19 protein-coding genes are annotated in these 18,960 nt (G+C 44.0%); 6 read left to right on the top strand and 13 right to left on the bottom strand.

Features of this window, described 5'->3' with window-relative positions; translation table 11 throughout:
* The first annotated feature begins 12 nt into the window (after positions 1-12).
* Positions 13-543, top strand: a complete 531-nt coding sequence (locus QT992_RS00590; RefSeq protein ID WP_333376315.1) for a hypothetical protein — start codon at positions 13-15, stop codon at positions 541-543.
* A gap of 285 nt (positions 544-828) precedes the next feature.
* Here QT992_RS00590 and QT992_RS00585 read toward each other — a convergent pair whose 3' ends face one another.
* The 4 genes from QT992_RS00585 to QT992_RS00570 all read right to left on the bottom strand — a co-directional run bounded on the left by QT992_RS00585 (position 829) and on the right by QT992_RS00570 (position 3,116).
* On the bottom strand, positions 829-1,284 hold the full coding sequence (locus QT992_RS00585) for a DUF7689 domain-containing protein (protein WP_190732398.1): 456 nt from the start codon (positions 1,282-1,284) through the stop codon (positions 829-831).
* Positions 1,274-1,510 (bottom strand): hypothetical protein, encoded by a 237-nt coding sequence (locus QT992_RS00580; RefSeq protein WP_333376311.1) that lies wholly within the window; start codon positions 1,508-1,510, stop codon positions 1,274-1,276. Before QT992_RS00580 ends, QT992_RS00585 begins: the two co-directional genes overlap by 11 nt.
* A gap of 438 nt (positions 1,511-1,948) precedes the next feature.
* Positions 1,949-2,110: a hypothetical protein gene (locus QT992_RS00575; protein ID WP_333055576.1), complete on the bottom strand. Its 162-nt coding sequence runs from the start codon at positions 2,108-2,110 to the stop codon at positions 1,949-1,951.
* A 7-nt stretch (positions 2,111-2,117) separates the two neighbouring features.
* A complete protein-coding gene (locus QT992_RS00570) occupies positions 2,118-3,116 on the bottom strand; it encodes a hypothetical protein (protein WP_333376309.1) in 999 nt (332 codons plus the stop codon).
* A gap of 360 nt (positions 3,117-3,476) precedes the next feature.
* On the opposite strand from QT992_RS00570, the gene QT992_RS00565 reads away from it, so the two are divergent.
* Positions 3,477-3,758 (top strand): helix-turn-helix transcriptional regulator, encoded by a 282-nt coding sequence (locus QT992_RS00565; protein WP_333245535.1) that lies wholly within the window; start codon positions 3,477-3,479, stop codon positions 3,756-3,758.
* A gap of 234 nt (positions 3,759-3,992) precedes the next feature.
* Complete coding sequence (locus tag QT992_RS00560; RefSeq protein WP_015176288.1) at positions 3,993-4,262, top strand: helix-turn-helix transcriptional regulator; 270 nt, start codon at positions 3,993-3,995, stop codon at positions 4,260-4,262.
* Between the two features lie 123 nt (positions 4,263-4,385).
* Here QT992_RS00560 and QT992_RS00555 read toward each other — a convergent pair whose 3' ends face one another.
* The 3 genes from QT992_RS00555 to QT992_RS00545 all read right to left on the bottom strand — a co-directional run bounded on the left by QT992_RS00555 (position 4,386) and on the right by QT992_RS00545 (position 5,659).
* The gene (locus tag QT992_RS00555; RefSeq protein ID WP_333201435.1) at positions 4,386-4,625 is read right to left on the bottom strand and encodes a hypothetical protein; all 240 of its coding nucleotides are present in this window, start codon (positions 4,623-4,625) and stop codon (positions 4,386-4,388) included.
* Positions 4,626-4,696: 71 nt separating this feature from the next.
* Positions 4,697-5,110, bottom strand: a complete 414-nt coding sequence (gene arfB / locus QT992_RS00550) for an alternative ribosome rescue aminoacyl-tRNA hydrolase ArfB (protein ID WP_333315056.1) — start codon at positions 5,108-5,110, stop codon at positions 4,697-4,699.
* 72 nt (positions 5,111-5,182) lie between these two features.
* Positions 5,183-5,659: a restriction endonuclease gene (locus tag QT992_RS00545; RefSeq protein WP_333315057.1), complete on the bottom strand. Its 477-nt coding sequence runs from the start codon at positions 5,657-5,659 to the stop codon at positions 5,183-5,185.
* A 406-nt stretch (positions 5,660-6,065) separates the two neighbouring features.
* Between QT992_RS00545 and QT992_RS00540 the strand changes: the two genes are divergently transcribed.
* Positions 6,066-6,320, top strand: a complete 255-nt coding sequence (locus QT992_RS00540) for a hypothetical protein (RefSeq protein ID WP_333315058.1) — start codon at positions 6,066-6,068, stop codon at positions 6,318-6,320.
* 34 nt (positions 6,321-6,354) lie between these two features.
* Here the strand turns inward: QT992_RS00540 and gnd are convergent, their stop codons facing one another.
* On the bottom strand, positions 6,355-7,809 hold the full coding sequence (gnd, locus tag QT992_RS00535) for a decarboxylating NADP(+)-dependent phosphogluconate dehydrogenase (RefSeq protein WP_333376306.1): 1,455 nt from the start codon (positions 7,807-7,809) through the stop codon (positions 6,355-6,357).
* A 293-nt stretch (positions 7,810-8,102) separates the two neighbouring features.
* On the opposite strand from gnd, the gene QT992_RS00530 reads away from it, so the two are divergent.
* Complete coding sequence (locus QT992_RS00530) at positions 8,103-8,525, top strand: hypothetical protein (protein ID WP_333376304.1); 423 nt, start codon at positions 8,103-8,105, stop codon at positions 8,523-8,525.
* A 213-nt stretch (positions 8,526-8,738) separates the two neighbouring features.
* On the opposite strand, the gene QT992_RS00525 is transcribed toward QT992_RS00530, so the two are convergent.
* The 5 genes from QT992_RS00525 to QT992_RS00505 form a co-directional block, all read right to left on the bottom strand.
* Entirely contained in the window at positions 8,739-9,335 is a 597-nt protein-coding gene (locus QT992_RS00525) for a Uma2 family endonuclease (RefSeq protein WP_333340373.1), read from the bottom strand.
* Between the two features lie 606 nt (positions 9,336-9,941).
* Positions 9,942-11,807 (bottom strand): ABC transporter ATP-binding protein, encoded by a 1,866-nt coding sequence (locus tag QT992_RS00520; RefSeq protein ID WP_333340376.1) that lies wholly within the window; start codon positions 11,805-11,807, stop codon positions 9,942-9,944.
* Between the two features lie 55 nt (positions 11,808-11,862).
* Positions 11,863-14,688 carry a BPTD_3080 family restriction endonuclease gene (locus tag QT992_RS00515; RefSeq protein ID WP_333340378.1) on the bottom strand — a complete coding sequence of 942 codons (2,826 nt, stop codon included), beginning with the start codon at positions 14,686-14,688 and terminating at the stop codon, positions 11,863-11,865.
* A gap of 318 nt (positions 14,689-15,006) precedes the next feature.
* Entirely contained in the window at positions 15,007-15,612 is a 606-nt protein-coding gene (locus QT992_RS00510; RefSeq protein WP_333340380.1) for a Uma2 family endonuclease, read from the bottom strand.
* Positions 15,613-15,707: 95 nt separating this feature from the next.
* The gene (locus QT992_RS00505; protein WP_333340382.1) at positions 15,708-18,329 is read right to left on the bottom strand and encodes a site-specific DNA-methyltransferase; all 2,622 of its coding nucleotides are present in this window, start codon (positions 18,327-18,329) and stop codon (positions 15,708-15,710) included.
* 273 nt (positions 18,330-18,602) lie between these two features.
* On the opposite strand from QT992_RS00505, the gene QT992_RS00500 reads away from it, so the two are divergent.
* Positions 18,603-18,806 carry a hypothetical protein gene (locus QT992_RS00500; protein ID WP_333315070.1) on the top strand — a complete coding sequence of 68 codons (204 nt, stop codon included), beginning with the start codon at positions 18,603-18,605 and terminating at the stop codon, positions 18,804-18,806.
* The last annotated feature ends 154 nt before the right edge of the window (positions 18,807-18,960 follow it).

Raw genomic sequence — 18,960 nt, 5'->3', positions numbered from 1 at the left:
AGAGAGTTACAAGTGACCGAATCTGAAATTGCAGAAATTAAGAAAGACGTAATGCGGCGCGTACACAAAATTGCCGATGAGGCGGATTGGCGGCATCTCACAATTAATCAGCGTACATTATACTACAAAAACTGGACATCTAATCCTGAAATAGGGGGGCGCTTGTCCCAAATTATGGAACTAGAACGAGTCAGGGTGTACCTGAAAGATACAGTTATGAAGTCTTATTCTCGCACCCAACGTCTTGATATTCGCACGTTGATAGCCTCTATGTCACTGCCATGCGAATATGTTACCCAAAAATTTATCAAACCCCAAGGGTTGCTTTGCAATGGCACCGATCTCTACACGCTAACAGTAGCTAAGGAGTGGAAGACTGCTCTGCTAAGCGCTTTTGAGCGAGGTTACGAACTAAAAAACCTCAATCGAAATACAGTGTTTATCATTGAACATACAACAAGTCGTTTTGTCGATCAGTCGTACCGAGACATGATAGCTACCGCAGCCGAACGACTGACCATTGATATTCATTGGGTGACATAAACCAGATTACTTAATAGATATAAGTTTATTTTTCCCTCAGCTCTTTCCTCGAATTTTAATTTGTCTGCTCACTAACCTCAGACAAGTTTTTGGTATAGTGCCATCTCTCGAAACTCGATATAACATCGATAACATAATCCATCCACCCAGATGGCTGGAACCTTAAACCTTGCCCCACAGTTCGGACACTCCGACAGCAATCGCAACTGATACTGATCCCACCCCGTTGTCGTCTTAAACCGCCACTCAATATAGCAGTTATCAGTTACCGACAACACAGGGTAGCTACCGATGTAGTGGAGTTATAGGTCGTTTTAAAATTTGTTGAACAACCCCATAATAATTAGGATTTTCTAACCCTTCTAATTCATGTTTGATATCTTCCCAATCCCCTAATTTACTTTTCCACATACCATCCTCTTCTTGTCTCGCAACGTGCTGGGGTTCACCGTCATAGGTGTATATTGCTATCTTTTCAAACCCCGGTTCAAAGTCACGATTCTCGCAACAGTCATATCCAATAGTTTGATAAGCCTTGATAAAAGCGTCCAGTGTTAACTCTCTTGGCACACCCTCGGGCCAGTATCCATCAGGATCTACCGGGTCCCATCTACAGTCTTCTTCGCCAGCCGCGAAAGCAAAGCAATTGTAATCTACAGTTTCTTCACTTGTTACTTCATATTTAGTACGATCTAAATTAGGAAATCTCAAGATTTTACGGTAATCCAACCTACCACTCATAACCGTGTTCTTTTCCCCATTGTATCCACGCTTGAGCCATTTGCTTCATTCGACCACGCTGTTCAGGTTTTACGGGATTATCACCAGTAATTGCCCTCAACGCCCAAAACCAATGGTCAGGTTTTTGTTCGAGATCGCGCAAAATTAACGGGACAACAGGGGGCCCCATACCAATAATTCTCTGATAAGCCTGGTGAATTGACTTCTGTGTAACGAATGACAGCATCCTCGTTTCTGCACGCCATTCTTCTGCGAGGCTATTAAACTCGGCTTCCACTTCTACCTTACTTTTAATGGGGTATTTATAAGCAGTAATAACGAATTATCTCCCTAATTTTAAAAGGCTCTTGATTATTAATTTTGAGGACTGTAGGAAAACGTAATTGCCCCACCACCTCTATTAAAGGAGTTTGCTGATAAATGACTCGTTGGTAATCAGGTAGTTTCATTTTAGGACGTGGTTACTTCATAAGTGTATTTTATATCTTCCTCATAAAAATCTTTAAATCATTGATAATGCTGCACCTGCTTTTGCTAGTTTGTTCCTGAAAACATTGTAAAGCATTTTTGACAAATGAAATGATATCAAATCCGATCGCCCCCAGCCCACCAGTCCGCCAGTCCATTTCAGGACACGGCACCGCGCCGTGTCCTTACCCGTAACTTATCGGCGACAGCCTTCGGCGATCGCCCTTAACACCGCTAGCCGCACTTCTGGATGAAATTTCTCAAGCCCGTTAGCCCGAAAAATCCAGTGTCCGCCGCCCGCGTGCTCGATCGCAATTTTCTGACCGTCAGGCAAAACTATTTGCCACCAATTCAACACACTGGCTTTAATAAGGTGGCACTGAATTTCGTTCAGTTGAGCCTCCATTAATTTCAGTTGACGCATGATAGGATTTTGGGCAGATGACTTCATGATTTTTCTCATTAAATGAATTCGACTGTTTCTCGGCTTGGATTTCACTTTGCCGATTTTTGAACTTAACTTCACCTTCCGAAGTTTTCGCCTTAACTTCCCTTTCCGAAGTTTTCGCCTTCACTTCCGTTTTACCACCTTTAGGCTCAACTTTGACTCCAAAACCTTTAGACTTAACTTTTCTTGGGGCAGAAGTTGAAGTCGGTTCCGTGGTCGGCTTCTTAAACTCCGCGTCTAATTGGTCTAAAATCTCCTCTTGTTCGGGAGTATGTTCCGCTGGCTGGTCTGAATTTCTGGGATTGTATTCGTCAACCAACCTGGCCAAAAATTCCGAAATTGACAGTCCGGCTGCGGCTGCTTTTTTCGTTAAAAGGGCGTAGGTGTCGGTTTTAATCCGAATTTGTTTGAGCCGGAGGTTGGGATTGTTGTCAACGGTTTCAGCAATAGTTACTGCGGTAATCCTTTCTTTTGGTATGACATCGACAACTTCTTGCCACTTTTCCTGTAAACGACAGTCGCCGTATTGGTCGGTAATTGCGTGTTTGAACAAAGGGACAACTTGAGCAACGCAGCTAGGCAAAATCTCAAATCCGGCTTTAATTAAGCGCAGGCAAATGCTCGCCGATTTGATAATTTGTGTGCAGTAAAAATACTGCCTGCCTAATGCTTGTTCGCAGTAACTTTTAAAAGTTTTGAACTTGTCTTTGTACAATCGCAGCTTTCGGATGGCGTCCAGCATGATTCCTTGACGCACGTAGTCTAGGAATCCCCTTTTAATTTCGCCTGTGAGATAGTCTAAATCGTGAAAGGGAGATTGATTCTGGATTTCTTCTTCAAAGTCTAGCAGCGGGCCTGCAAAGTGAAAGTTGGAGGCGACATCGCCTAGGTAGAAGTTGTCAATGGATGTGGGCATGATCGGGAATGGTTCGAGAAATGGCACGATAGCACGGAAGTTGTGCGATCGCAAAGTTGAAGTTTTGGTCTAAATCTTTGATACAATTTTGAGTTGGGCACTCTTGTGAGGTTGATCGACCTTTTACATGGCACCACCTCCTCGGCGTTGAGAAAAAAGGGGCTTGAGGTATGCGCCCAACCCCCGAAAATACGCTTGGGTATGCAAGCACAATTGATAGACACGAAAAATAAGGCGGTTATTCAAACCTGCACGTTTTGAATGTTCGGCTCGCTCGGCCGCCTTCTGTCATGTCCGTCACTTACAACTTTAGTTGGATAATTCATTTATGTCAACTAAAGTTGTACAACTTTAGTTTAAATGAATCAAGATATAGACTATCTCAAACCAGAAACTATTCAAGAAGCTATCCAATTGGCTGAAGCTACTCAGGAACAACTAGCCCGAAACCTAGGAGTTTCTCTAAATACAGTGAACTCCTGGGTTAATTGTCGGAAAATGCCACGGGCGGATAATTTCTTCGCCCTATGCCGGGAGTTAAAGCTTTCGCCCAAAACCGTGGCTAGATTGCTAGGCATCGATATCTCCAACATCCCTGACGATATCCCTTTGATAAGATCGCCCTCATCGAACGACAACTAACCCGCAGGGGTTCGGAAAAGTCTAGGGAAAGGGGCTTGAGTCATGCACCCAAGCCCGGAAAATACTAAGGGTATGCAGGCATAATGGGTAGAAACTACAAATAAGGCAGCTCGCTAAACCAAAGCGTTTCCACCGTCCGGCTAAAGGAGCCGCCTTTGTGTTGTCTCTATCTTTAACAAGGATACTTGTAAACAACTCGGTTGTCAACAAGTCTGCTTGTAAATTTCCTATGATATGCCCCGAAAGAAACAAACTCAAGAGTCCAAAGATATACCAGCACTGCAAATCTTGCGGGAGGCTGTGGGTTTATCGCAAGCAGCTTTAGCAAAGCAAATTCCCGACAAAACGGGCGCAAAAACCCTAAGCCAACAAGCAATCAGTAACTGGGAACGAGGACTAGACCAACCAGAACTGACCATTGCTCAAATGAAAGCTCTTTGCAAAGCTTTGGGAAAAACGCTTAACGATTTACCGAATGACTTAGGCCCACCAAATCCCGACTGACAACTTTTGTTGCTTAGTTCTAATTAGACCAACCTAAAAAAGCAGATTAGATGCCCGACTTCTTGAAGAAGTCGGGCATCTAACAAGCAAGTTATAAAAAGGATATTAAAGTAGGATTTGGTATTACTTACGGAGAACAGAAGTGATAATCACCGTGATAGTGGCGCTTGCAATCAAAGTGAAAGCAAGTTGCACAACCCATTGGGTAGCTTTCTGGTAGTTATCAAATTTGTCATTGAATCTGTCGGTTTTGTCATTAGTTTTCTCAACATCAGTTGATAATTTCTCAACTTCTGCCGATAGCTTGTCAAGCTTTTCAATAACATCGGCTAGCGTCGGCTCGTTACTTGTAGTAGTTGTCATGGTTGTTTCCTAAAATTAACAATCATCACCTACAATTATATCCTAATTTTAATAGGAATTGAGATTATCAATCACTCCGTGACTTTCCCTCTCAGAGCTTTAATATGCCCTCGCTTGGTTTTGCTGTCGAGACGCTTGCGCTGGGAACTACGAGTTGCTTTGCTGGGTTTGCGCCTTTTCGGTATGACGATCGCACTTTTAATCAGTTCTTGCAGCCGTCTCAAAGCCTCTTCCCGGTTTTGTTCCTGGCTGCGGTGTTCCTGGGCTTTGATGACAATCACGCCTTCGGAGGTGATGCGCTGGTCGTTGATTTGCAACAAACGCTGCTTGTAGCGATCGGGCAATGAGGAAGCTGGGATATCAAAGCGCAAGTGAATCGCACTCGCCACCTTATTTACATTTTGTCCCCCCGCGCCTTGAGAGCGAATCGCACTAATCTCGATTTCGCCATCTGGAATGAACACAGTATTAGAAATTTGTAACATGATGAATAATTGAAATTAAAGATAGTGAGAAAGCAGTGCATCTTTTATATATAACTTACTTTGGTAGATAAGTTATTTACAATTCTTAGCTGTCAGGATGAATTCCATGAGTATTTTTCTATCCCATAATTCTATGTCGTTAGATTCAGCAAGGTTGTAAGCATTTTTTGTAAATCTGTTGTTGGTGATTACTATGGCTTTATTTCCTTTGTAATATCTAACCGCTCCTGCTACTTCTTGAACTGCTTTAATACCAACTGGTCTTTTGGTTCTTTTTGCTTGAACCACCGTTCTTGAGCCATCTTTGTACAAAATTAGATCGGCTCCATAATCTTGACTATGTTTAGTTAAATTAACAATATAACCACAGTTAATAAAATGGAAAGCTAGAAATTTTTCAAACTCTTTGCCAGTCATTTCATCTACTTCCAGAATACCACTGTCTGATAAACATTTTCTTGGCTCTTCTTCTTTCCAGGTATCTACCCATTCCCAAATCATATTTACCGCAGCGAAAACGATAGCGGCTACTAATATAAAATCTAACATAAGATTATATTTAGTTTAAAGAAGTATTTACGAGCGTACCCGATTTACTCAGTATAGTTATCTACCCATATCACAAGCACATTGTGATCTTAATTACTGATTATCTAGGGAAACTCTGAATTTATGAGAATTGATAATAGGTGCAGGGATACAATCAATGATAACTGAAATTTTTGTCATCAATGGGTGATACAATAGCCAATTGGCTCAACTACACATCGACCTATGCCATCATCAGGAGTCCAATACTTAATTATCAATGCCCTGGAAACTCTCGACTTGCTGATCTGGAGAATATATGATGAAGAAAAAGGCTTTTGGTACATCGAAACCCCTAGTCGAGCGTTACCAAGGGCTGCTATACTACAAAGTGGCGAGATTGTTCGTATAGACGAGCTTGAAGACTATGACGAAACCGCATGATATTAGAAGAGAGCAAGACCGCAGATTAGGAGAATTAATGGCGATCGCACGTCAGCGATTCCTCGATGCAGGCGGCGATCCTCGACACCCGCCATCAGGTATAAAAGGCGATGATTACATGACAGACGCAGAAAGACAAGAAGCACTGACGATCGCCCGATCGCTCTTTAACGACGAATATATTAAAAGCTATCTCGAAAAAAAACGTCAAAACAATTTGCAACCCCAGAATAATTAGTAAGGTGCGCCGAAACGCACCCTACAAAAATTAATTAGTCCGTAGTACCGGTTTGCAGCGACTCTTTAGCAGTCTGCGTCCACTCGGAGTGGAAGAATTCACCGCGCGGTTTGTCGGTGCGCTCGTAGGTGTGAGCCCCGAAATAATCACGCTGAGCTTGCGTGAGGTTTTGCGGCAATCTTTCGCGCCGGTAGCTGTCGAAATAGTCCAGCGAGGCGCTAAATGCCGGTACTGCAATCCCCAGTTGGCAAGCAGTAGCTAACACGTCTCGCCAAGCTGATTGGCGATCGAGAATGCTCTGTTTGAACTCCGGCGCTAACAGCAAATTCGGCAACGTAGGATCGTCCTTGAAAGCTGTTTTAATCTTGTCCAAAAATCCAGCCCGAATAATACAGCCACCCTTCCAAATTCGGGAAATTTCGCTCAAACTCAAGTCATATTTGTACGACTTCGAGGCGGCGCTCAAAAGTGCCATGCCTTGCGCGTAGGAGCAAATCTTCGAGCAGTAAAGCGCATCCCGGACTTTGTTCACAAACTCTTTAGTATCGCCTTCGTACTTGCCGCTAGGCCCGGTTAGTTCTTGGGAAGCTTTGATGCGCTCGTCTTTGTAAGAAGACATGATTCTCGCATTCACCGCAGCGATAATTGTGGGAATGCTCACGCCCAATTCCAAAGCACTCATTACCGTCCAGCGGCCGGTACCTTTTTGACCGGCTGCGTCCATAATTACCTCAACTAAGGGTTGCTTAGTTTCCGGGTCGTTGTACTTGAAAATGTTAGCCGTAATTTCAATCAAAAACGAGTTGAGTTCGTCTGTGGTATTCCATTCGGCAAAAACTTCCTGCAACTGCTGGCCGTCCAATCCACCAACGTTTTTGAGCAAATCGTAGGCTTCAGCAATGAGCTGCATATCCCCGTACTCAATGCCGTTGTGAACCATCTTCACGTAGTGGCCAGCGCCACCGGGGCCGATGAATGTGACGCAGGGGCCGTCATCTACTTGAGCCGCAATTTTGACCAGAATTGGCTCTAGTAGGCCGTAAGCAGTGCGGGTGCCACCGGGCATCAAGCTAGCACCATTCAGCGCGCCTTCTTCGCCGCCGCTGATGCCCATGCCGACAAATCCCAGTCCCATCGATTCTAAATCTTTGGTGCGGCGTTCGGTGTCGTCGTAGAGCGAGTTGCCGCCGTCAATAATCATGTCGCCCGGTGACAGCATGGGTTTGAGCTGGTCGATGACCGCATCTACGGGTTTCCCAGCTTGCACCATGACTAAGATTCGGCGCGGGGTTTCTAGGGCATCGACGAATTCTGTCAGAGTCTTGGCGGCTACAATGTTCTTGCCGGGGGCGCGTAGGGCCATGAAGTCGTCGGTTTTGGCTGCTGTGCGGTTGTACACAGCCACGGAGAAGCCTCTGCTTTCGACGTTGAGCGCTAGGTTTTCGCCCATCACTGCTAGACCGATTAAACCAAAATTTTGCTTTGTCATGCTAATAACCCGCTGGTTGTTCCCGCTTGAGGATTGATTTGCGAGAGAGGAAAGCGAGGCGGGGTGTACCGCTTTCCGGTGGACTAAAAGTATTGGACAATAGACCTAGGAGGTTTAGGTTTATTTTTATATTCTCAGAATTGCTGTTTGGTAAATCAGTAGGGTTTTTTTAAGATTTAAGGGATATTAATGACGCGGACAGGTGATGATAAGGCAGGTATTATGTCGATCGCGGTAACGGTAGATACAAACAAGCGGACATTTTGAGGAAAATTTAGGAGACTGTTGTAACTATGGAAGATTTGCAGTATCTCGCGGCCTGGGTGAAGGAGCAACACGCTCGCGAGTATATTTTGACTTGGCTACTGAGTCAACAGGGGCTGTGGTGGTCTGATGGGGATATTTATCAGGCCGTTTTGCAAAAGTCGGGAAAGCTTTTGAAAGCTTATGTCCAAAAAAGGCAAGCGGGAGAGTTATTTGAGGGAATTTCTGAGAAGTTGGTGGGAGATGATAATTGGGATGATTTGGTGCTGAGTTTAGGGCGAATTGTTGCTGTTTATCAAGAGGAATTGCTGAAGCTGCAAGAGCGCGATCGCCGGGGGGATGGGGTAAAAAAAAATTTGATTAGCCAACCGTTGACTGGAGAGGCTTTGTCGCTTTTGGAGGTGCAGCAAGCTTTGCCAGATCCTCATGCGGATACGCTGACGGGGAGATAATTTGCGATCGACTTTTTGGAGGCACAAGAATCTCAGAAACCGGGTTTCTTCCTATATCTCTCGTACTCAACCAAAAATTGTCGCAGAAATCCGGTTTCTCGCCACGCAGTGAATCCCAAAAACCGGGTTTCTTCCTATATCTCTCGTACTCAACCAAAAATTGTCGCAGAAACCCGGTTTCTCGCCAGCCAACTAAAGAAAATGGATAGAGAGTCAAGGATTGAGAATAGGTGTAATATCTAGAAGAAATCCGGGAAGTACATCTTCACCCGAAAGTGTAGGCGGTTGGTCAAAAGAGAAATTAATAACTTCTGCTACCTCTTCAGACAAGCGATAGATTTCTACTAAAGGCGTTTGGGGGTCAATTAGCCAACCTAAGCGACAGCCGTTAGTTTGATAATACCGCATTTTAGCCCGCAATGTTTCTAGGGAATCAGTTTGGGAACGCAATTCTATTACAAAGTCCGGGCACAGGGGAGGAAATTTGCGCTTATCTTCTGCGGATAATGCTTCCCAACGTTCTCGGAGTACCCAAGAAACATCGGGAGAACGCTTCGCACCGTTAGGTAATTGAAAGACGGTGGAAGAGTCAAAGACTTTTCCTAATTGAGTCCGTTCATTCCACAAGCCGACTCGTAGGTTGAGATCGGAATTTCTGATGCCGCTTTCGCCGCCTGTTGGAGGCATAATAATTAGTTCTCCTTCGGGGGTTTGTTCTAATCGCCACTCTTCATTAGCGATGGACAATTGATAAAATTGTTCGTCGGTTAAAGCGACGGCTGCAGGTAGGTTGAGAGTTATAGTTTCCATCGTTGATATTATCGCCAACTAGGTTGGTTTTATTATAGCTCGCACTTTCTGACAATTTTCTCAAAAAGATCGCACGCTCAGAAACCGGGTTTCTTCCGATATTTCTCGTGCGAGGCGGAAAATTGTGGCAGAAACCCGGTTTCTCGCCACGCAGCTAATCCCAGGAACCGGGTTTCTTCCGATATTTCTCGTACTCAACTGAAAATTGTCGCAGAAACTCGGTTTCTCGCCACCTAACGAGAGAAATTAGAGCGCAAATCCGCGATAATCGATCGCAATCACCCGCGCCAAATTCCCCACGCTAACCCACAAGTCCGCCGGGGGTTGAAAACCCCCGTCTCATAGCAAAAGTCCTCTCAAAGAGGACTGAAAGACACATTTTTGAACAAGCATTGCAATATCTCCCCAGTCGGTTGAAACTGAGATGTTGCACCATTCTCAATAAGCTTTTTATGAACAGGCTTTTCGGCCTGTTCCACAACAAAATTCACTCTTTGTGGAACAGGCCGGAAAGCCTGTTAAGCGAGAATGGTGCAAGATGTGAGTTGAAACCGACTTTCGCTATGAGACAGGGGTTTTAACCCCTGGCGGACTGTTTGTTTAACTCTAAATATAGCTGCTAGCTTGACGGGTGAACATTGAGCAGTAAATTCCGTTTGATGCTATCAATTCGTCGTGAGTTCCTATTTCTGCTATTTTACCGTTTTCCATGACGGCGATACGATCGGCAATTTTTGCTAATCCCAATCTGTGACTGATGACTATTGTTGTTTTCCCGGCGGCTATTTGGCGGAAGATGCTGTAAATTTCGTGTTCTGTCTTGGGGTCGAGGGCGGCGGTTGGTTCGTCAAAAATTAGCACTTCGGCTGTAGAAAGCCGCATTAAGGCGCGGGCGATCGCAATTCTTTGCCACTGTCCCCCCGATAAGTCTATGCCGTCTTCTAATTGTTTCCCCAACGGAGTCTCTAAACCTGCGGCAAGACTATTTACTTTTGCGCTAATTCCTGCTTCGGAAATAGCTTCATTAATTGCGGTGTCATCTGACAGTGAAAGCAAGTCGCCGAAACCGACGTTTTCGCGGACTGTGGAGGGGAAACGGGCGTAATCTTGCATAACGACGGCGATGCGCGATCGCACGTATGCTAGAGGGTACGATCGCAAATCTTTGCCGTTCCAGTCGATCGTACCACTTGTCGGGTCGTACAGGCGGCCGAGGAGTTTGCCAAGAGTTGTTTTACCCGCGCCATTTTCACCAACAAGCACTAGCATTTCCCCCGGATTAATCGTTAAGTTGATATCTTCAACCGTGCTTTTATTGCTACCGGGATAGCAAAAAGATAAATGCTTAATCTCGATGCCAATTTTATCTTTTGTGGCACGGGCATCTTGCCCGTCTTCTGGTAAACTAGGCAGGCGAGATGCCACATCCACAAGCGGAGACTGCAACTCTGGTTTGAGTTCCAACAGTTGAAAAATCGGACTAACGCTGAGAGAGATATCGTACAAATTAGTAGAAGTGCCAATCAATAATTGCAAACTTTGCTCCACTTGGACAATCAAACCCGAATAAAGCGCCACATCCCCCAAAGTATAGCGCCCTCCCAAAGCTCCCATTACCACATAAACAAATGGCAAAGCTACTCCTACTCTACTAAACACTGACCAAAAAAGTACAACAATTGCTCCTTTTTTTCGGATTTGCTGCATCTCGCTAAAAAACTGCAAAAACTGGCCCTGCCAGCGTTTGAGCCAAAGTTCCTGCAAGCCAAACAAACGCAATTCTTTAGCGTATTCTTCCCCGGTCAATACTCTAGCGGATAAGTTCATCTCGCGGCTGATTTTAGCTTGCTTTCTTTGAACTCTCCAGATAATTCTGCTATATTTTCTTTGGATGTAAATTGAGGGAGATGATGAAATCAGCATCAGGACTGGCACCCACCAAGCTATCGTAGCAGCAAGGCTAATAGAGGGAATAAATATAAAAATTCCCGTGATCGCCACGCTGAGGGTAAATGCTAGTTGCTGTATTTTGGATACTCCGGTTTTTGCGAGTTCTACTATATTTAATAGTTCCGGGTTTTCAAACAGGGCAATATCGTCGAAATTAGCGACTTTTTCCAGGACTTTTCCTTCGACAAAGCCTTGAACGCGATCGCGCAGGGATGTTGCCGCAAAAGAACTCATTGTTTCGAGAGAGTCGCCGATTAACTTTAGACTTAAGACTCCGGCAATACTCCACAGCAATATTGGCCGGGAAAGCATCAAAGCAAAGGGCTGTGCTGTTTGGGTTTGCGACAGCAACCGAGATACTTCATCAATGATTAATTTATCTAAAAATAGCACGGCAGATGGGGCCGCACCGCTGATAATGTTGAGTATTATTAAATGGCGGAGTTCTATTGGTGCGGCTTTGATTATCAGGCCCAGGCTGCGCCACAAAGCTTGGAATGTGGTAATTTGGATGGGTTGCATAGTTTGTGGGTAGGTGTCGGGTCTACTCATCCCCGGACGCTATATTATAGTAACTTTATCTCAACTGAAATGCAGCTTTTTCCAAGATTAATCGAACATCAGCCGGATTTGTGGATACATCATACTGCCAATGACCAAAACCACCATGCTGGTTAACAGCTTTAATCCACTGATCGAGAAATACCCATTTAGCCTCATCTTGACGAGTTTGTTTTCCTTTAGTTTCTAGAATCAAAAAATTGCCATTTTTCAGACGAACTATAAAGTCGGGGCGATATTTCCGAACAACTCCGCCAAAAATATAGAGAATCTCAAATCCAAGGTGATCGTTTTTCACCCAAGCATCTACAATATGAGCGTTTCTTTCTCGATCGAGTTCGTAGGCTTCGCTGGCTTCCCATGTACTGTCAAAGACGCAGCAGTTGATGTGAGATTTACGAGTGTACTCACAAGGTTTACCTGTGTACCAGGAACGCATATCACCTGTAGATCGGATTGGATGAACTGGATCGAAAACTGGTTCAATTCTTTCTGTATTTTCTAAATAAATAGCGTTCCAGATGTGTTCAACGACTTTTCTCAGATTAAGAGTGATCGGGATACGTCGTCGGATTTCGTCTCGATTGAACAATGGCGGAGTAATTTGGATAAAATCTGAGTGGATGAATTGTTCGACTAATTGAATCAGTTTTGCCAGTAAGTATTCTCGATTACCTTTCCAGCCGGGTTTCATCTGATCGAAAATATCTCTAGCAACCTCAAAAGTGATTTTTTGCATCCGAAATTTGCGACCTAAATCTTCTAGATCGATCGCCTTTATTTTCGTGACATCGGGTTTGCCATCGACACTGGGAGCGAGGTCTGCTAGGGTAATATTGTCAGAGGCATTTAACTTCAAAGGTTTAACCTGACTCAAATCGAGTTTGAGTTCTGGTTTATAAATGTAATCAATGCGGACGATATTGGGAAAGCTTATTTCAAACTGCTGCTTTTCTGGATCGGGTTTAATTTCAGTTTTAGGAGTAGGGGGCGGAGGCGGAGTTCCTTCATCGGATTCGTGGGGAAGAAAGGTAAAAGGAACACCAAAAATATTAACATATTCGGCTTCAAGTAGGTTTGTTTCTCGGTTGATGTCGTAAGTAGTTCTCCGTAAACCTCTACCTACGACTTGTTCGCAGAGAAGTTGGCTGGTGAATGCGCGAATCCCCATAATATGCGTTACAGTTTTAGCGTCCCAGCCTTCAGACAGCATCCCAACTGAGATGACATTTTGAATCTGTTCCCCAGGCTTCCCAACTTGGCCAACCGTATCCACCATTTGCCGTAAAAGTTCTGCCTGTTCTTTCTTAGAAAGTTTGCGAATAGGCTCATCATCAGAGTTATCATCTTCGGCAGTCTCTGGGTTTGTGTCTTGTATCTCAGTGCTTTCCTCTTGGGATTCTGCCATTTTCAGAACGTTAGAATCTATGTGTAAGGTGTATTCTGGAATGCAAAGTTCTTCGACCTGAATTTTGTTATGGTCAAAGGCATATTTGATTCGGGCAGCAGTTTCGGTACGGTTGGCGATCGAAATCATTGCTGGTGGAACTTTATGCCCAGATTCTTTCCATGCTTTCGCAGTTTCCAGCCAATCTTTTCCGAGTAAGAGGTAGCCGTTGTTGAGCAAATCAGGAAGCGATTCATTGGGCTTGGCTTTACGATTTACATCATCGTAAACTTCTGGATCTCGATAAAGATGGTAAAGACGGGATTTGAAATCTTGCACGTTGAGTCTTGCATCGTCGCGAATCACAACGCGGGGAGTCTTGACTAAGCCAGATTCGATCGCATCATTTAAGCCAAAATCACTGACAATCCAGCCAAAGAGAGCTTCTTCGGAACTCTTTTTCCCAGACGGGGCAAAGGGTGTGGCGGAGAAGTCAAAGCAGGTGAGGATTTTTCTAGCTTGGTGGATACGATCGCACCCACCAACCCACTTAGTTGCCTCATCTAAGTCTTCTTTGCTGACACCTTTAACTTTGGATTCAGCAGGAATGCGCCATGCGTGGTGTGCTTCGTCGTTGATCACAACTATATTGCTGGAGTTGCCAAGTTCACCTAAAACCTCCCTTGCGTAGGCTTCATTACTTTTTGCACCACGTTTATCAACTCCTTTTTTCTTTTTAATTTGTTCCTCAGTTTCCCAATTGAGGGTGTGCCAGTTACGGATTAAAACTTTGCCTTGACGAAGTTGATCGAATAAGCCCAGAGGAACAATATTGAAAATTTCGTAGTAGCTATTTTCAGCAGAGGGAAGCAGAACTTGCAGGCGATTCTTAACTGTAAGTCCGGGGGCAATTACAAAAATAGCTTTGGAAAAGCGGGAGTCTTGGGGATAGGTAACTTTATTCAGAATTTGCCATGCAATTAACATTGCCATGACGATTGTTTTGCCGGAACCTGTTGCCATTTTGGAACACAGGCGTTTGAAGTTTCCCCCATCTGAAGGAATGTCGATACCAACTTTTTCAGACGGGGGGGATTCCGTTAGCCAGATTAGGGTTTCTATGGCTTCTAACTGACAGAAAAAGAAGGGAAAGTCCCGTTCTTCGGAGTTGTGCCAGTGTTCTAGCAGACGTTTGGTAACGCCTGTAACGCCGGGGTGTCCCTCATTGCCCCAAGCTTTGACGCGGGGACGGATTTGGTTAACTAGAGGAATTTCGACAAATTTGCCTGGATCGTCGAAGGTTTTGGAGCTTTCCGAAGCAATGATATAGCCTGCGGGTCTTCTTCCTTCTGCAAGGTTGAAAAGGCGAGAAGTGCGATCGTAGTGCCAATATTGTTTCGGTTCTTCGTAGGGAGAATTGATAATTAGTTGATTAATTGTAGTTTGTGATGGCATAAGTTTTGCTAGGTTAATTTTTTTTATTCACTTTGAGTTGATGGTATAGTAAAAAATCAAAGAAACCGGGTTTCTTGACGAAAACCCAATACGCTTGGGTTAAGCTCGATCCCCCCTAGCCCCCCTTAAAAAGGGGGGGACAAGAATTTATTCAAAGTCCCCCTTCTTAAGGGGGATTTAGGGGATCTCCGAGGAATAAATAGTTTTAACTGAACCTTATTGGACGAAAACCTACGCTTTCAGCGTCATACCCTGACAAGAAACCCGGTTTCTCACACCCCGTGTGCAAGTCCTAAATAAGATTTACCGCCTGAATACTTATCCACCATTGAAAATTTGCTTTGCCGTCAACTTTAACTCTGAAAACACCGCTGATTCTACTCTTTTATCTCCCCGAAACAGCTTAATTTGATACTCACCATCTACTAGCTGATAAACCGATAAAGTAGGCTGTTTCGGAGAACCAATATAACGGCTACCACCTAAACCCAAATAATCTACAATCCAATATTCAGGAATGCCTAATGCTTCATAATCGATCATTTTGTGTGCATAATCATCGCGCCAATTTGTGCTGACAACTTCAATGATTAGAGGAATGGACGAGCCTTGAGTAATTGTTGAGGATTTTTCCCACAAAGGTTCTAAGACTAAAGCATCACGTTTGACTACCAAAATATCAGGCAAATAACCCGTTTCTTGACTCGGAGGTTTAACCAGGGCATTCCGGGGAAATCGATAAGGAAGTTGCAACCTGCGAGTTTCTAAGGTTAGCTCTGTCTGCAAAAATTCAACAACCTCTTCATGTTTTCCTGTGGTCTGCATTTCAACAATAACTCCGTTATGTAGTTCGTAGCGTCCGTTTTCTGGTTTCGATTCCAGAAATTCATCAAAAGTCATTATCTTGGATATAGCTTGAAGCATGGCACAACCTCCAATCGTCTAATATCATTTTAACGTTAAAATAATCTGTGGGCGTTAGAAACCCGGTTTCTTTAAGAAACCGGGTTTCTTTGAATTCATGGCGTTAATCGAATAATTTTCAAACTTTCAATTCCCCTATCGTCCACAATCTTGACAGCAACGCGCTGATACTCGCCGATTTCAAAAGGTAACGAAACAGTCCCTTGATAGGACTCAATTAAATCCTCGTCAATTTCGGCTTTCAGATTGCGGGCTAGGCGTGACCAAGCATCTTTTTCTCCTGCCATTGGGAAGAAAACCTGACGCGGGAAAACGCTTCTGCCATCATAATCGGTATCTAACATCCATACGGCAATTTTTTCAACGCTGCCAGACTCGATATTTCCAGTCTTGGTGTTGTAGTAATCGAAGCCAAAAACTTCTACTTCCCACTTATCTTTATTTTCGCCTTGAGCAATGCGGCGGAGGGCGACATCTGGTTGACCCATCAGCCAGAAGCTATCGTTACTAGCGCGTTTTTTCTTAAGGTCTTCTGTCTGCATATCCATGTTCATTTGTGCTTTCAGAAGCGTGACACCAGGCCAGTTGGTTTCGTCGATGTCTTTGGCCGCTTCCGGGTCAAATTGGAAGGCGGCAAAGATGATTAACTTCGGTTTTGGTACTAAAGTTTGTGCTTCTTCAATAGCTTGAGTGACTTGGCGTTGTTCTAGGGGTGCGTGTTCTGGCCCGAAAGAAATCACAACTCGCATCGGTTTATCATAAGTGCCGCCAGATTCTTTGACGGTATTGGCTCCCAAATCGTTAGGTTTAGTTTCGGCATCGGCATGAAGCCAGCGAGTACCGGGTAAAGCTTCGACTCGCGAAAACAGGATGTATTGCCCGTTTTTACCGCGAATTCCTGTTTTTAGCATTTCATCACGCCATTCTGATTGCCGCAGAGTTTCGCCAGAACGGGCAATCGATTGGTCGGCAACGGGTGGATTGATAACATCATCAATTGGTTTGACTATGGGGGCGGGGACTGCTTCAACTGTAAATGGGCCAGTAACTCTGGCTCTGGATTTATCTATCAAGGGTTGGTCGTAGAGGGTTTCTTGGTCGGCATATTTATTAATAGCTTGTTCGATTTCTATGCGGTTCATGCCTTCCCGAATTTCTGGGTTATTGGCAATCGATTTGAGGGTGATGTGAGGGACGGTTTTGTATTTAAAACCACTACCTACACCTTCCAGGGAATTTGCTAGTTGATAATAGTCAAAGGTGGCGGTCATTAACCGTTGTTTGGCTAGGGTTATTGCTACTCGCGAGGTATCACAGGTAATCCATCTCCGCCCCCATTGTTCCGCAACATAGGCAGTTGTACCGGAACCACAGGTGATGTCGAGAACTAAGTCACCTGGATCGGTGGTCATTAAAAGGCAACGTTCAATAACCTTTGGATTCGTTTGAACAACAAATAACTTTCCTTCGGGTGTACCTGCTACCGAAGTATCTGTCCAAATATTTGTTAATCTGATGACGGGGAAATCATCTAGACATCTTATGTAAGCTAAACTACCTTCACGACTAAATAATCTTTTTGCTATTTTTAATTGTTCCATTCCATCAGGATATTTTGCTTTCCAATGACTTCCGGCGCGGGGATGATAAGTTTTATTTTCAAAGTTAAAAGGTTGTGGATCTGAAGCCGACCCTTGACTGGTAGTATTATCTAGCCTGAACACTTTAGAACCTTTGGGCAGAGATTCCATACCCTCTCGCTCTTTTTGAGTCATTAGGCGGCGAGTGCCATCTAATAGTTCTAAATATCGGTAATCGCCACCTTTTAAAGTTGTTGATGTTTTTTCAAAAAATAACTGATAATACTTAATTTCTTTACTTTTAGAGTACCAAATAATATAATCTCCTACACGACTTAAAGAGGATGTTTCAAAGCCTCCTGTTGTCGTATAAGATATTAAACTCATAAAGTTGTTTATGCCAAAAACCTCATCCATCAAACATCTAACAAAATGCAGATTATCACTGGAAATTTGGACAAAAATACTACCACTTTCCGACAATAACTCCCTCGCCAACAACAATCTATCTCTTAAATAACTCAAATAAGAATGAATGCCCAATTCCCAAGTATCCCGAAACGCTTTAATAGTTTCCGGTTCTTGAGTCAAATCCTCATCTTTCCCATCTTTCACATCCCGCTTATTTACAAACGGCTGAAAATTAGAACCATATTTAATCCCATAGGGCGGATCGAAATAAATCATCTGCACTTGTCCCGCCATTCCCTCTTTTTCTAATAGGGAATTCATCACTAATAGCGAGTCTCCCGCAACTAAGCGGTTACTCCAATTATGCTTGTGCTTGTAAAACTCGATCGCCTGTCGAATCGGAGGATTTTCTTCTGGTGTTTCAAATAGAGATAACTGTACACCCTGACTTTGATTTTGCTTCCGCACTGCTTCAATGATGCTGCGCGGATCGATGCGTTCGTGAACGTGCAGCGAGACTGTAGGGACTTCAAAGCTAGTATGTTCTGCTTTGCCAGCCCAAACTAACTGAGGGTCAAGGTGAGGATCGTAGGCATATTGTTTGCTATCCCCATCTGGATCGGTGTCTGGCGTAACCAGTCCGACGGGTGGGTTATTTACCCTTTGTTGGTTTTCGTGGTTGTATTGCCCGATCGCTCTTTGGTCAGGTTTTTTTTGCCTCGCCATACGATTTCCTCTACCCTCAAAACCTTTACTTTACAATTTATCCCACACCTTTGCCAAATTTGTTAGATGTTTTTTGGGATTGCTCTAGTCTGCTAATATCTTGGCTATTCTTGAAATAAATTTTATCTAGCCACAATGGAATCATATCGTTTCCGGTTGTATCGTCGGGTGTATGGGCGGGGCGGGTTTATAGAATTTGTCAATATTTATCAAATATCTCGGCGAACCCGCCCCTACAGAATCTGATTAGATACAATTCCGAATTAAACGGAAATGATATCACAGGCTGAGTTCGATCGAGGGATACGATCGCCCTTTCCATCTCAAACTCTGCCAGATCGAGCGATCGCCCTGAATCAATCCCACCATAGCATAAACCGCTTTATGCCAAAGTTATCCAAATGTCAAACGCCGCACCGTACCATTATCTGTAAATCGCTGTTAGAACAGGCAAGATGCCTGTTCCACAAAGAATGAATTTCTTGTGGGGTGGGCATCCTGCCCGCCCAGAAAAACCTTATTAAAAAGGGCGCAACATCTCAGAAATATCAAACTATCCAAATGTCAAACGCCGCACCGTACCATTATCTGTAAATCGCTGTTAGAACAGGCAAGATGCCTGTTCCACAAA

The sequence above is a fragment of the Microcoleus sp. T3_D1 genome (genome assembly GCF_036700405.1).
Lineage (GTDB): Bacteria > Cyanobacteriota > Cyanobacteriia > Cyanobacteriales > Microcoleaceae > Microcoleus.
The sequence above is the reverse complement of the archived record's forward strand: the minus strand, read 5'-3'. Positions and strand labels throughout refer to the sequence as shown.

What these genes read in the sequence shown, in the direction of transcription:
- QT992_RS00540 (WP_333315058.1), top strand. Translation starts at nt 6,066, where the DNA reads ATGACGAAACCGCATGATATTAGAAGAGAGCAAGACCGCAGATTAGGA.
- arfB (WP_333315056.1), bottom strand. Translation starts at nt 5,110, where the DNA reads ATGTTACAAATTTCTAATACTGTGTTCATTCCAGATGGCGAAATCGAG.
- gnd (WP_333376306.1), bottom strand. Translation starts at nt 7,809, where the DNA reads ATGACAAAGCAAAATTTTGGTTTAATCGGTCTAGCAGTGATGGGCGAA.
- QT992_RS00525 (WP_333340373.1), bottom strand. Translation starts at nt 9,335, where the DNA reads ATGGAAACTATAACTCTCAACCTACCTGCAGCCGTCGCTTTAACCGAC.
- QT992_RS00510 (WP_333340380.1), bottom strand. Translation starts at nt 15,612, where the DNA reads ATGCTTCAAGCTATATCCAAGATAATGACTTTTGATGAATTTCTGGAA.
- QT992_RS00565 (WP_333245535.1), top strand. Translation starts at nt 3,477, where the DNA reads ATGAATCAAGATATAGACTATCTCAAACCAGAAACTATTCAAGAAGCT.
- QT992_RS00500 (WP_333315070.1), top strand. Translation starts at nt 18,603, where the DNA reads ATGATATCACAGGCTGAGTTCGATCGAGGGATACGATCGCCCTTTCCA.
- QT992_RS00515 (WP_333340378.1), bottom strand. Translation starts at nt 14,688, where the DNA reads ATGCCATCACAAACTACAATTAATCAACTAATTATCAATTCTCCCTAC.
- QT992_RS00560 (WP_015176288.1), top strand. Translation starts at nt 3,993, where the DNA reads ATGCCCCGAAAGAAACAAACTCAAGAGTCCAAAGATATACCAGCACTG.
- QT992_RS00570 (WP_333376309.1), bottom strand. Translation starts at nt 3,116, where the DNA reads ATGCCCACATCCATTGACAACTTCTACCTAGGCGATGTCGCCTCCAAC.
- QT992_RS00555 (WP_333201435.1), bottom strand. Translation starts at nt 4,625, where the DNA reads ATGACAACTACTACAAGTAACGAGCCGACGCTAGCCGATGTTATTGAA.
- QT992_RS00530 (WP_333376304.1), top strand. Translation starts at nt 8,103, where the DNA reads ATGGAAGATTTGCAGTATCTCGCGGCCTGGGTGAAGGAGCAACACGCT.
- QT992_RS00520 (WP_333340376.1), bottom strand. Translation starts at nt 11,807, where the DNA reads ATGCAACCCATCCAAATTACCACATTCCAAGCTTTGTGGCGCAGCCTG.
- QT992_RS00580 (WP_333376311.1), bottom strand. Translation starts at nt 1,510, where the DNA reads ATGCTGTCATTCGTTACACAGAAGTCAATTCACCAGGCTTATCAGAGA.
- QT992_RS00505 (WP_333340382.1), bottom strand. Translation starts at nt 18,329, where the DNA reads ATGGCGAGGCAAAAAAAACCTGACCAAAGAGCGATCGGGCAATACAAC.
- QT992_RS00545 (WP_333315057.1), bottom strand. Translation starts at nt 5,659, where the DNA reads ATGTTAGATTTTATATTAGTAGCCGCTATCGTTTTCGCTGCGGTAAAT.
- QT992_RS00585 (WP_190732398.1), bottom strand. Translation starts at nt 1,284, where the DNA reads ATGAGTGGTAGGTTGGATTACCGTAAAATCTTGAGATTTCCTAATTTA.